Annotated in this window: 8 protein-coding genes; 6 read left to right on the top strand and 2 right to left on the bottom strand. The window is 48.4% G+C overall.

The features are described from left to right. Positions 1 to 8: 8 nt before the first annotated feature. Positions 9 to 1,694 (bottom strand): DUF87 domain-containing protein, encoded by a 1,686-nt coding sequence (locus tag H6F51_12060; protein MBD1823213.1) that lies wholly within the window; start codon positions 1,692 to 1,694, stop codon positions 9 to 11. 365 nt (positions 1,695 to 2,059) lie between these two features. On the opposite strand from H6F51_12060, the gene H6F51_12055 reads away from it, so the two are divergent. The 4 genes from H6F51_12055 to H6F51_12040 all read left to right on the top strand — a co-directional run bounded on the left by H6F51_12055 (position 2,060) and on the right by H6F51_12040 (position 7,183). Next, positions 2,060 to 4,132 carry a GAF domain-containing protein gene (locus H6F51_12055; GenBank protein ID MBD1823212.1) on the top strand — a complete coding sequence of 691 codons (2,073 nt, stop codon included), beginning with the start codon at positions 2,060 to 2,062 and terminating at the stop codon, positions 4,130 to 4,132. 91 nt (positions 4,133 to 4,223) lie between these two features. Continuing rightward, positions 4,224 to 5,906, top strand: a complete 1,683-nt coding sequence (locus H6F51_12050) for an AarF/ABC1/UbiB kinase family protein (GenBank protein ID MBD1823211.1) — start codon at positions 4,224 to 4,226, stop codon at positions 5,904 to 5,906. 214 nt (positions 5,907 to 6,120) lie between these two features. Then, positions 6,121 to 6,561: a hypothetical protein gene (locus H6F51_12045; protein ID MBD1823210.1), complete on the top strand. Its 441-nt coding sequence runs from the start codon at positions 6,121 to 6,123 to the stop codon at positions 6,559 to 6,561. Beyond that, positions 6,539 to 7,183, top strand: coding sequence for a DUF4935 domain-containing protein (locus H6F51_12040; protein MBD1823209.1), 645 nt, complete (start codon positions 6,539 to 6,541; stop codon positions 7,181 to 7,183). Before H6F51_12045 ends, H6F51_12040 begins: the two co-directional genes overlap by 23 nt. A gap of 252 nt (positions 7,184 to 7,435) precedes the next feature. Here H6F51_12040 and H6F51_12035 read toward each other — a convergent pair whose 3' ends face one another. After that, entirely contained in the window at positions 7,436 to 8,527 is a 1,092-nt protein-coding gene (locus H6F51_12035; GenBank protein ID MBD1823208.1) for a trypsin-like peptidase domain-containing protein, read from the bottom strand. 124 nt (positions 8,528 to 8,651) lie between these two features. Between H6F51_12035 and msrB the strand changes: the two genes are divergently transcribed. Continuing rightward, positions 8,652 to 9,059, top strand: coding sequence for a peptide-methionine (R)-S-oxide reductase MsrB (msrB, locus tag H6F51_12030; GenBank protein ID MBD1823207.1), 408 nt, complete (start codon positions 8,652 to 8,654; stop codon positions 9,057 to 9,059). Between the two features lie 117 nt (positions 9,060 to 9,176). Beyond that, positions 9,177 to 12,743 carry a response regulator gene (locus tag H6F51_12025; GenBank protein ID MBD1823206.1) on the top strand — a complete coding sequence of 1,189 codons (3,567 nt, stop codon included), beginning with the start codon at positions 9,177 to 9,179 and terminating at the stop codon, positions 12,741 to 12,743. Positions 12,744 to 12,801 lie beyond the last annotated feature (58 nt).

Here is a 12,801-nt window from a genome sequence, read left to right as displayed (position 1 = left end):
CTGCGCTATTAATCAATGCTTCTACCGCGAACAGTCTGCGATCGACGCGGAACCGCAACGGGAGCAAGCTCGATTTGACGTTCTTGAATCCGATGGCTCTCAAAGTGCTTTTGCCAAAGTGCCGGAGCATCTAAGGTTTCCCCGCCGTGCTTGGTTAAACGCTGGCGAACTTTACATAACACAGGCGTATTCACACAAGCTCCAGAAATAATAATCTGTCCCTTGGTCAAGGCGGGTAATTCTTTGAGTAAATCTCTTCCCGCTGCTTCTACACCATATTTCAAGCTTTCTTGATCGACCGGATTCACAATTCGCATCAAAAACTGGCTCATGCACTGGGATAGCACATCCGCATCCAGTTTTCCGGGGCGCTGTGTAATCAATCCCATGCCTACCCCAAACTTCCGCCCTTCGCTCAAAATCGTTCGTAGCACTGATTTACAGCGAGACGGTTCATGGGCAGGCGCAAAACGATGCGCTTCTTCAATCAGGATAAACACGGGATAAGGTAAGAAATTTTCATCTTGAGGTGAAATTAGCTCTTTCTCGGTACTCATTCGAGCGTGATTTACTTGCCGCAGCACGGCTGCACAAATGACCTGTTGTTCTTCTTGGCTAATCTCGTTCATTTGAAGAACTGTGACTTGTCCCGGTTCAAATAGCTCCTTTGGGCTAACCGTATGCTCTAGCGTATGAAAGTAGCTCGATCGCTCAATCTTCTCTAATTTCCACTCCAGCGCGGGAGCCGACGATCCGGTTTTCTCGTTGCCGTCGTCATCCACTTGGACATCCGCCTCTCGCACGGCGGCAATCAAGTCCTGAATTCCCCAGCGATAGTCGCCGCGCTTGTGACGTTGCAAAATCCGAAATGCTTTACTCAGCATCGCTTGTTGTCGATCGCTCATTTCCGGCAGCAGCGCCAAAATATCGTAATAATCGAGCGAAGAGATGCGGATTCTCACCTCCTCTGGAGTCATGACTTTGACTTTTGGCGAGTATCCATCTGCCGCCTCAAACGCAGGATGTCCCCGCATTTCTGCTAGGGTTCCGTACTCTCCGTGAGGATCAAAAATCAAAACCGCAGCGCGATTGTGCGGTAACAGCAGCTCTTCGATTAAAACGCCTGCTGTATAAGACTTTCCTGATCCTGTTCCTGCCAGAATTGCCATATGGGTACTGACAAGCTCTTTCACATCAAGCGCGATCGGCACTGCCCCCATTTCCCGCAGCAGCAGCGACCCAATATGCGCTGATCCCACCGTTTGCGGTTGCCGACGATTGAGAATTTGCTGCAACATGGCATCGTCTGCCAACACCACTTTTGCACCGGGGTCAGGACTTTTTCGCGGATTCATAAAGCCAAGCGATGGATCGAAATATCCGATCACATCCACGCTCACTTCATAAATCTCTGGGTTGTCGTAGGTAAATCCGACCAAAGCCGCGATCGCCTCTGGGCTAATCTCGGTATCCGCAAAAATGCGGTCGGGCAAATGGTCGATCAGCCGGCGATCGGAGATTTTCCCCAAGATCTTACGGACTGCTCCCGCCTCGCGAACTTCGTAATAGACATATTCACCGATTCGGACATGGCGATTATCAGAAGTGATGAAAACGTACTGGTTGCCGTTCTCACCGGGTCCCTTGACTGTACCTACAACGCTCATCGGGTTTGAAGCAGGCTTAAGGCTCATAGTTGGGAAGAAAGTCAGTGCGAATTTCGTTCAAGTGTACTATTAAAATGAGAAGATCAATCGTAAATCCACAATTCATCAGGTACAATACCTCCCGCACTTCATCTATGCTTGATTTCGTCACGTATAGAGTTTTGAGAACTTAACAATTTAGAGGGAGCAATCAGGGGAATTTACGGATACTGTTAAAGTCTTCAGATTGTAATCTGAAAGCAATGGTGCAATAAAGCAGTAAGCGAATTGCGACAGGGGTAAGCAATGACCATCTCCCTTTTCAATGCAGGGCAACACGGTTTCCCTTACTAAGCAACGGTAACTTAGTGAAGGAACCTTCTCTAACGTGACGCAAGCAGGCATGTGACAAGATGCAAGCAAAAGTTTCGCGATCGGAAACAGTAAAATCGCAGGAAATTGTGGGGCAGGTCATGGATGTTGTCAACACTACAAGAAGAGATGAGATGATTCGGATTGATTCGGATCGGCTTGCCTCAGCGTCTACCCATTCTCTCGAAACTGTGTCGCATTCTCATGCCTTTCAATCGGCTCTCGCCACAGTGGAAGCCACGATCGGACGAAAGCTAGTTCAGGCGCTCAGTCGTGCGACTCAGCCCGATGCCGTTTTATCTGAAGTAGCGGCGCTGTTAGGTGAAGCTTATGGCGCACAAGCTTGCTTGATTTCAATTCAGTCTGAATCTTTGGATCGATCGCTCATGGCTTGGTTTGCCCACTCGCAGTTCACAGCCAGCCAGCAGAAAGAGATTGTGTCAAACTCCGTAATCCTTGAATCTGCGACTCTAGAACGCGCAGGATTATTGATCTCCGACTTGACCCTGAGCGAAATTGATTACGCTGCAAGAGCGTTGCCAATTCGATCGGTAGTTAGTCTGCCGACTCGGTTTCAAGGGCGGATCAATGGTGTTGTGAGCTTGATGTGGACTCAGGCGCATCAGTGGAGCGATCTTGAGATTGACACCTTAGCTCAGATTACTGACCAGGTTGCGATCGCGATTTCACAAATTCTGCTGCAACAAAAAGTTGCAAAACAAGCGCAATATCAAGCGCTGCTCCGCCGAGTGACAATGGCAATTCAGAATTCTTTGGATCTGCCGCAAGTTCAGCAATTGGCGCTAGAAGGATTAGCCGAATCGCTTGAAATCGATCGAGCGTTTGTGCTGAGGGCGAAGTTTTGGGACCCACGGCAGAGTCTGCGATCGAACAGCAATCGAGTGCCGAAAATGCGCGTCATGATTGACAGCGAGTGGCGGCAGCCCCTGGACTTAGAAGCCGAGACACCGTTGAGCCAGTCGTTTTGGGTGAACGATTGCGGTGTTTGCCAAGCTGTACTGCGAAGTGCGGCAAAATCATTTGTGTTTAGAGATGTTGCAGCATTTCCGACCGCGACGGGAGAAGCGGCGGGCGTTGCCGCAATTTTCGATCCGGCAAAAATGCCTGCACTGCTGCTTGTACCTTTAGAAAGCAAAAACCGCTTGCTTGGATTTATTGCCGTTCAGCAGAGTCGATCGCGCAATTGGCTCCCGGAAGAGATTGCGCTGGTTGAACTCTTGAGCGCTCAAATTAGTGCAGCAATCATTCAGACCGAAACCCTACGTCAGGTAGAATCGCTGGTTGAAGAGCGAACGGCGCAGCTTCAGCAAAGTTTAGAGCTACAAGCGCGACTCTACGAAATTACCCGCAGACAAATCGAGAAGCTACGGGAAATGAATCAGCGGATGGACGAGTTCATCAGCACGCTCAGCCACGAGCTACGGACACCCTTAACGAGCATGATGCTGGCGATTCGGATGTTGCGGCAGGCGACGCTGACTCCTGAGCGACGCGATCAGTATCTCAATATTCTGGAGCAGCAGTGTGCTCAAGAAACTAGCTTGATCAACGATCTACTGGCGCTACAGGAACTAGAAACTAAACAGGTTGCCTTTCAGCTTCAGCGGGTCGAATTACCACACGCCATCGAGGAGTTGTCGCAGTCGTTTAATCAACGCTGGGCAGCAAAAGGATTGACGCTGGATGTGAAATTACCTGCTCGATCGCCTGTTTTTCATACGGATTTAGCCAGTTTTCAGCGAATTTTGCTGGAATTACTGACGAATGCAGGCAAATACGCCGAGCCGAATAGCACAGTTGGGCTAGAGGTGACGCTGGAGCCGGGTCAGCAAATTAAGCTCTCTCTATCAAATACGGGTTCGCCCATTTCCGAGGAAGAACTGCCGCACATCTTTGATAAATTTCGTCGGTGTCAGGGGATGACTCAAAACGCCGTGCCTGGAACTGGATTGGGACTAGCGCTGGTTAAAAGTCTAGTACAGCATCTCAATGGCACGATCGAGGCAATTAGCGTGGCGGCTCCAGACTCCCAATCTTACGAAACCTGCTTTACGATCATGCTGCCGCAGAATTTAGAAATTGCTGGAGCGTAGCTTTTCTTCGCGTTCCTGTCTAGAATCTGGAAAAGCGGGCAGGATTGCTTTTCTGCTTGTGCGGGCACTATGGGTATAATGGGTTGAAGTTATGTTACAAACTGCTGTCCCTCCCAAATCCCTACGCTGGCAACGGCAACTTTCTTCTCCACTGGCGCGACAAGTGGATATTTCCGTGTCGGCTGCAAAGTTGACGTTTTACCTGTGGTGGGATCGGCAGATTGCCAAGCAGTCCGCGCATCACCGCAATCGCCGCGCTCAGTGGCTGGTGGGGACGCTGTTAGATTTAGGACCCACCTTTATCAAAATTGGGCAGTCGCTCTCAACACGGGCAGACTTGCTGCCGTTGGAGTATGTCAAGGCATTGGGACAGCTTCAAGATCGAGTGCCTGAATTTGACTCAAACCAGGCGATCTCGATTATCGAATCCGAACTCGGTTATCCGTTGCACCTGCTGTATCAGGAGTTCGATCGCGCTCCGATCGCGGCTGCTAGTTTAGGACAAGTGCATCGGGCGCGACTGCATACCGGTGAAGAAGTCGTTGTTAAGGTACAGCGACCGGGCTTAGATCAGCTATTCGCGATGGACTTTCAGATTGTCGGGCGACTGATTCGCTGGATCGATCGCATCTCGCCCAGTGCGCGACACTATGACGTTCAGGCGATTCATGCAGAGTTTTCAGAAATTCTCGGTCGGGAAATCGACTACATTCAGGAGGCGATGAACGCTGATCGCTTTCGGCATAATTTTGCGAATCACGATCGCATTGTCGTTCCAAGGATTTATCCGAAGTACACGACTCGTCGCGTGTTAACGATGGAATATGTGCCGGGAATTAAGGTGAACGACCGTCAAGGGTTGCTTGCTGTTGGGCTTGATCCACGCGAGATTAACCATTTGGGCATTTGTGCCTACTTAAAACAATTGCTGCAAGATGGCTTTTTCCAAGCCGATCCGCATCCTGGCAATATGGCAGTGAGCCACGACGGCAAGCTGATCTTTTACGATTTCGGCATGATGGCGGAAGTGCAGCCGATTAATCGTAACCAGATGGTACAGACCTTTTTTGCTGTCTTGAAGAAAGATACGGATCAGGTGGTGAGTACCCTAGTCGATATGGGCTTGGTTGAGCCGATGGCAGATATGACCCCGGTGAAGCGGATTGTGAATGTGCTGGTCGAGCGCTTCGCGGATAAGCCCGTTGAAATGCAAGCCTTCAAGAGCTTACGCAATGAGCTTTACGCCGTGTTTGAGCAGCAGCCCTTCCGACTGCCTGCAAGAATGACTTTTATTATCAAGGCGTTGACTACGTTGGATGGGGTGGCGCGGGATCTTGATCCGCAATATAACTTGTTGTCTGCGGCAAAGCCGTTTGTGAAGAGTTTAGCGACGCTTCCAGCGCGGCAGGGGAGTGGGGTCGGTGAGTTAGCGCGGCAAGCGAAGAGTTTTCTAGCGTATCAATTGACTAAACCGAATCCAACTCAGAGCGCGATCGAGCGGATCGAAACCCGGCTTCAAGAAGGGGAATTCCGCGTTCAGGTCGATTCTCTGAAGCATGATCGCGCCTTGAAAACGCTTAATCTTTCGGTGAGAGCACTGCTCTATGCGTGTATTTCAGGATTTGCGGGATTGACTGGAGCCATTTTACTGATTGGTCAGATCAGCGGCGGCGCGGTTTTTGCGTTTGCAATCGCGGCAGTGACGGGAGTGTTTTTGCTCCGATCGCTGATTCGGTTGATGTTGCGCGATCGCGTCGATCGAATGCTGGATTAGAGGTGAAGCTCTCTTAATGCCGAGAGTGAGCTTATTTGGGCTGACTTTCACGATCTACGAGCGTGAATTTGTTGCAACTCGACGACGAGAACGGAGTGAGGGTATCAATAAGTGAAAGCAAGTCGGGTTGAACCTGCTGGTTTATTTTTGGTCTTCATTGAGCTAGGAAATGTAAGATGATGACCAAAGCAAAGAATGAGGGTAGGAGATGACAATGGACAAGTTCGACTTTGTAGCAAAAGATAAAGACGGAAACATCATCTTAGTTGGTGAAGTGAAAACAAGCGGCTTAGGAGGCGATTCAAAGGAGAATTTAAGGCATTATCTCAGTCAGTATCATGGCAACGTTTCCTTTGGCATGACGGTTAATAGCGAAAACATTCAGATTTTCCGATGGAATGGACAAGAACTATCAAAGCCAATTCAAGTGCTCAACACAGAGGATGTGTTGCGGTTTTATGAGCCAAAGTTTGGACAAAAACAAATTTTTGAGAGTTACTTAACGACTTTAGTAGAAGCGTGGTTGCGCGACCTAGCCTATCATTGGAAATCTCCAAATCCTCCTGCGGCGGCTGCGATAGAAGAAATCGGGTTGCTGCATCACTTGGCAGACGGTACGACGGAAGAAGAGGTTGAGCTTGATTCTGTACGTTGAGACGAACTTAATTTTGGCGATTGCAAAAGGGCAAGATCCAGAGGCAACAGAACTGCTGCAAGATTCGCTGTGCGAGTCGGTAAGAATTGGCATTCCTAGTATTTGTTATATGGAAGCTTTGGTTGCTTTTGAAGAGGATCGACAAAGACGAGAAAGCTTTAGGAAAACACTGGATCAGCAATTGAGCGAGGCACGACGAGATAAAACAGCACAGGGTAGCGAAGTATTAGTGTCTGTTTTGAATGATGCCTTGGTGCGTTATAGCAATCTGCTGAATGATGTTGAAGCACGATTTCAGGTAGCCGTACAAGCGATGTCTAATCGATTTGAAATGGTGCATTTGACTCCTGAAAGTTTAGTCAGTGGACTGAATGAACGGTTTCTTCCAGAGCAGAAACAGCGTCGAGATAATTTAGTTTTGCAATGTATTCTGCACCATGCTCGACAACACTTCACTGAGCAAAAAGTCTTATTGACGAATGATGCAGCGTTCTGGAAGGATGAGATATTTGGTCAACCGAATCCTGCTAAGCAAGCACTATTAGACGCTGGAGTAAGTCAACGCTTTACAAGAACGAAGAACTTTCTGGGCTGGCTACAGCAAGAATTGAAGACTGAATGAGAAACTATCGGTGTTGAGCTTCCGAAACAAGAAGAGTGTTTAGGATTTCTTCTTGCAGCTGATCGAATTACAGCAGAAGTTTAAGGCAGTTGTTGAGCAAGATAGAATTCAAGATTTCAGAGCGATCGCTGCAATGTGAGCGATCGCTCTACAGGAGTCTTTTTATACCAATTTGATGGCTGAATGTTGCGCCTGATGACCATTGCGGAATTTGTAGGGCGACGCGATTAATCGCGTCGCTACAACTCAATTTTATTGTGCCTCAACCGCAGGTAATTGCTCCGGTGAAATCGTCAATGCAACTGTGCGATCGCTCCGCTTCACGTTGACACTCAAACTGCCATCGACTCCTGCTTGATCGACCAATTGCTGAATCGTTTTTACGTTTTGAATCGGTTGATCATTCACAGCTTGAATCACGTCTCCCGCTTTGAGTCCTGCCTTTGCCGCAGGCGTTCCACGACCGACCCCAACCACCAGAATTCCGCGATCGTCCTCAACCTTCATGCGACTGTTGGGAGCGCGATTAATAAAGTCTCTTACATTCGGATCAAGCGCAACTAACTGAACTCCAATATAGGGATGCGTCACAGTTCCTGTTGCGATCAATTGTTGTGCTACATTTTGTGCTGTGTTAATCGGAATGGCAAATCCCAATCCTTGTGTACCCTGAATGATTGCCGTATTGATTCCAATTACATCACCGTTTGCATTTAACAGCGGCCCGCCGGAGTTCCCTGGATTAATTGCTGCATCGGTTTGGATGAATCCCACCCGCTTATCGGGAACACCAATATCTACGCTCGATCGCTCTGTCCCGCTAATCACCCCGACCGTTACGGTTTCTTGAAGTCCCAATGGATTCCCGATCGCGATCGCCCATTGTCCCTGCCGTACCTCATCAGAATTCCCCAGCGTTACCGTAGGTAAGTTCTCAGCTTGCACCTGAATCACAGCTACATCTGTCACCGGATCTTTACCCAGCACTTTGCCTTCTAGCACGCGTCCATCTTGAAATGAAACGGTGACTGTATCCGCATTATCAACGACGTGCGAATTGGTGAGAATCTTACCGTTTTGATCAATCACAAACCCTGATCCCAATCCCCGCAGCACTCTTGAAGAAGAACCGGCTTGCGGATTGCCCAAAAACGGCCTTAAAGCACCCGGCACATCACCGCCTAAGTTGCGCGACACATTCACCTGCACCACTGCCGCTTCAACTTTATCGATCGCCGCTGTGACAAAGTTATCGCCCTGCCCAAACGGAGCCGCCTGAGCAGGCAGCAGCCATCCCAAACTCAGCACTAACACACTGACATATCCCAGAAGTCGCTTGATCATAGCCATACTTGAAGTAAACCACTCAAATCAAGCGCGATCGCCGTTTTCCTGACTTCATGCTTGCGAGGGAAATTTAGAGGACTTGTTAAAATAAACTAAGAACACTAGAAACAACATTGCTGTAATGAACACTCAAAACAATTCATTTGAAATCAACAAAACCGAAGAAGAATGGAAAGCTTCGCTCACCCCAGACCAGTTTCGAGTGTTACGCAAACACGGCACAGAACGAGCCGGAACTAGCCCACTCGATAAGGAATACGGCAAGGGTACTTTCTCCTGTGCAGGCTGTGGAACGCCATTATTCTCATCTGAAACTAAGTTCAATAGCGGTACAGGTTGGCCCAGCTTCTATGCACCCTTAGAAAACGCGATCGAGACCACAGTTGATCGATCGTTCTTCATGACTCGCGTTGAAGTTCACTGTGCTAAGTGCGGTGGGCATTTAGGTCATGTGTTTGAAGACGGCCCTCGTCCAACCGGACAGAGATATTGCATGAATGGTGTTGCTTTAGAATTCGTTCCAGAATAGAAACAAGGGGTGAGAGACAAGCAATTCTCTCTCGCCTCTCTACCCAAAGTCAGATGTGGCAATTCTTCTAACCGTCAGACAATCGATCGCTGAATGCACGATCGCACTGGGTAAAAAATGTTGAAGCGCTTGCGAATTGGGACAAAGATCGGAGCGGCATTTGGACTCGGACTCTCCATTTTCGCAGCGATCGGAATTGCCTCATACAGTGGAACCCGTGAATTGATCGCAACCTCACGCTGGGTCACTCATACTTATCAGGTCTTAGGAGAACTCGAAGACATTCTATCCTTGATCGTTGAAGCTGAAAACGGACAGCGGGGATATTTATTAACTGGTGAAACACCGTATTTGCAGCCCTACAACCTCGCGATCAGTACGGTTCAGCAAAGGATTGGAAATGTTCGCCAGCTAACCATAGATAATCCTACTCAACAACAGGATATAAGGCAGTTAGCGGGTCTAGTTGATCAACGCATCGAACTGATGAAGGAGCGCATTGCCCTCAGACGAGCGCGAGGGCTGCAAGCAGTCATACAAGATGATAGTGTACGGCGCGGCAAGCCTGTTACCGATCAGATTCGACGAATCATCGATCAGATGAAAGTGCGAGAACAAAGGCTACTGGATCAGCGATCCAGAAATGCCAATATTGCCGCACAGAATACACTGGATAGCATTGCGATCGGGATGCCGCTTGCGTTTACGCTGCTGGCAATTTTGGGTGTTTTGCTCAATCGCCATATCTCAACCCCTTTAACCCAAGTTTCACGGAGTGCTGAAAGAATTGCTGACGGCGACTTATCAGCACAACTGCCCAGGCTGGATCGTCAAGACGAAGTTGGCATTCTAACGCGCACCTTGCGGCAAATGGTAGACAGTTTGCGCGATAGTTTGCAAAAGAGCGATCGCCAAACTTGGTTACAGACTAACTTAGCAGAATTTTCCCACTTGATTCAGGGAGAGCGGAGCTTAGAAACGGTGTCGCGATTGATGTTATCGCACCTTGCTCCGTTAGTGGGATCTCGGCATGGCGCATTTTACGTGATGGATACAGAACTATCGCCACCTGTACTCAAACTGTTAAGTAGCTATGCGTATCAAGAGCGCAAACAGCTATCGAATCAGTTTCACTTAGGCGAGGGATTAGTCGGACAATGTGCGCTAGAAAAGCAACGCATTCTTTTAACGGATGTTCCAAGCGATTACATTCGGATTCGATCGGGCTTAGGAGATGCAAGCCCAATCAATGTGATTGTTTTGCCCGTGCTGTTTGAAAACGAAGTCGTTGCGGTGCTCGAATTAGCATCATTTCAGCGATTCACAGAGGTTCAACTCACCTTATTAGAGCGATTAGCACAAACGATCGGGGTTGTGTTAAAAGCGATCGCATCGGATGCAAAAACGCAGCAGTTACTCAAAGAGTCACAAGCTTTGGCAGAAGAACTGCGAAGTCAGCAAGAAGAACTTTACCAAAGCAATCGACAGCTTCAGGATCAAACCCGTGCTCTAGAAGAATCAGAACTCCGTCTGCAAGAACAACAAGAGGAGCTAAAAGTCTCCAACGAAGAGCTACAGCAACTTAACGAGGAGCTTGAAGAAAAAGCAGAACTCTTAGCTGCACAAAAGCGCGAAGTTGAACAGAAAAACGGTGAGATTGATCAAGCGATGCTGGCACTGCAAGAAAAAGCAGAGCAGTTAGAAGTTTCATCCCGGTATAAGTCGGAGTTCTTGGCGAATATGTCGCATGAGTTGAGAACACCACTCAACAGTTTGCTGATTCTAGCAAAGATCCTCAGTGACAACGCAGACCAGAATTTAACCGACAAGCAGGTGGAATACAGCAAAACAATCTACTCTTCTGGTAATGACTTGCTGACGTTGATCAATGACATTCTCGACCTTGCCAAGATTGAATCGGGAACCATTGCGATCGACATTGAACCGCTTAACCTCACGGATCTGCAACGGAGTCTCGATCGCACCTTCCGCCAGATTGCCAGCAGTAAAGAACTCGCGTTCTCGATCGAGCGTGATCCTCAAGCACCAGAAGTCATCTCAACGGATAGCAAACGTCTTCAGCAGATTCTCAAGAATCTACTCGCCAATGCTTTCAAATTCACGGAACAAGGAAGCGTCACCGTTCGGATTGGTTCAACTCAGGATCAAAAAGTTTTTTTTGCAGTGCAGGATACCGGGATTGGCATTCCGCGTGAGAAGCAGCAGCTAATTTTTGAAGCATTTCAGCAGGTTGATGGCACAACAAGCCGTAAGTTTGGGGGGACAGGCTTAGGACTGTCGATTAGTCGAGAGTTAGCCTATCGACTGGGTGGCTTTATTGAAGTGACCAGTGAACCCGATCGCGGGAGTACCTTCACACTCTACCTTCCTCAAACTCAAGATCCAATTGCGACGACTCCAGAGACCGTTACTCCTCCGGTGTCTCGTCCTGCACCAACGCTCAATCTGACTTCAGAAGTTCCAGACGATCGTGCTTCGATTCACGGGGGAGATCGTGTGCTACTGATCATCGAAGACGATGTGAACTTCGTTAAAATTCTCACAGATATTGCACGACGGCAGGGCTTTAAGGTACTTGCAGCCTTGAGGAGTCAATCGGGATTGGCGCTGGCACAACAATTCAAACCGCGTGCAATTCTACTAGATTTACATTTGCCCGATATGGACGGCTGGGCAGTCCTCGATCGCTTAAAGCGTGATCCAGAACTGCGTCATATTCCGGTTCACATTCTATCGAGCGACGACCAGCGCCAACGCGGATTGCAATTGGGCGCGATCGCTTATCTGCAAAAGCCTGTTTCTTCTGACGACTTAACTCAATTGTTCGGTGAGATTCAAAGCTTTATCGATCGGCGCGTTAAAAACTTGCTAATCATTGAAGATGACACCGTACAAGCTCAAAGCATCATTGATCTGATTGGCAACGGAGATGTCAATAGCATTGCTGCTTACACAGCAAAAGATGCGTTATCAACATTACACTCACAGCAAATTGACTGTGTTGTAATGGATTTGGGACTCCCGGATATGAGCGGTTTCGATCTCATCGAACAGATCAAGCAAGACGATGCTTTATCTAAAATTCCCATCATCATCTACACCGGCAAAGAACTAACCCGCCCAGAAGAGACGCAGCTAAAACGCCTTGCAGAGACAATCATCATCAAAGATGTACGATCGCCCGAACGCTTACTTGATGAAACTGCACTGTTTCTCCACCGTGTGCAAGCGAACCTACCGCAGCCCAAACGCCAAATCCTCGAAGACCTGCATCAAGCCGATTCTGTCTTAGGAAACAAGAGAGTCTTGATTATCGATGATGATATGCGGAACATTTTTGCGTTGACAAGCTTGCTAGAGCGTCAGCAGATGGAAGTGTTCTACGCTGAGAATGGGCGCGAAGGCATTGAAACGCTGCAAGCCCATCCCGATACAAATGTCGTTCTGATGGATATTATGATGCCAGAAATGGATGGTTATGAGACAACCCGCGCCATTCGAGAACAACCGCAATTTAAATCCCTGCCGATCATTGCGCTCACTGCAAAAGCAATGCAGGGCGATCGAGAAAAATGTATCGAAGCAGGCGCATCTGATTACATTACGAAGCCTGTTGATACTGAGCAATTATTGTCATTGCTGCGCGTTTGGCTTTATCGTTGAAGCACAGTCCGAACTTAACTTGCCACGCGCTTGAGACACTATCTAGCTCGATTGCATC

It is taken from the genome of Cyanobacteria bacterium FACHB-DQ100 (assembly GCA_014695195.1).
In the GTDB taxonomy this organism is placed as follows: Bacteria; Cyanobacteriota; Cyanobacteriia; order Leptolyngbyales; family Leptolyngbyaceae; genus Leptolyngbya.
The sequence above is the reverse complement of the archived record's forward strand: the minus strand, read 5'-3'. Positions and strand labels throughout refer to the sequence as shown.

Coding starts and splice junctions, on each gene's coding strand:
- H6F51_12055 (MBD1823212.1), top strand. CDS start 2,060: ATGCAAGCAAAAGTTTCGCGATCGGAAACAGTAAAATCGCAGGAAATT.
- H6F51_12060 (MBD1823213.1), bottom strand. CDS start 1,694: ATGAGCCTTAAGCCTGCTTCAAACCCGATGAGCGTTGTAGGTACAGTC.
- H6F51_12035 (MBD1823208.1), bottom strand. CDS start 8,527: ATGATCAAGCGACTTCTGGGATATGTCAGTGTGTTAGTGCTGAGTTTG.
- H6F51_12045 (MBD1823210.1), top strand. CDS start 6,121: ATGGACAAGTTCGACTTTGTAGCAAAAGATAAAGACGGAAACATCATC.
- msrB (MBD1823207.1), top strand. CDS start 8,652: ATGAACACTCAAAACAATTCATTTGAAATCAACAAAACCGAAGAAGAA.
- H6F51_12025 (MBD1823206.1), top strand. CDS start 9,177: ATGTTGAAGCGCTTGCGAATTGGGACAAAGATCGGAGCGGCATTTGGA.
- H6F51_12050 (MBD1823211.1), top strand. CDS start 4,224: ATGTTACAAACTGCTGTCCCTCCCAAATCCCTACGCTGGCAACGGCAA.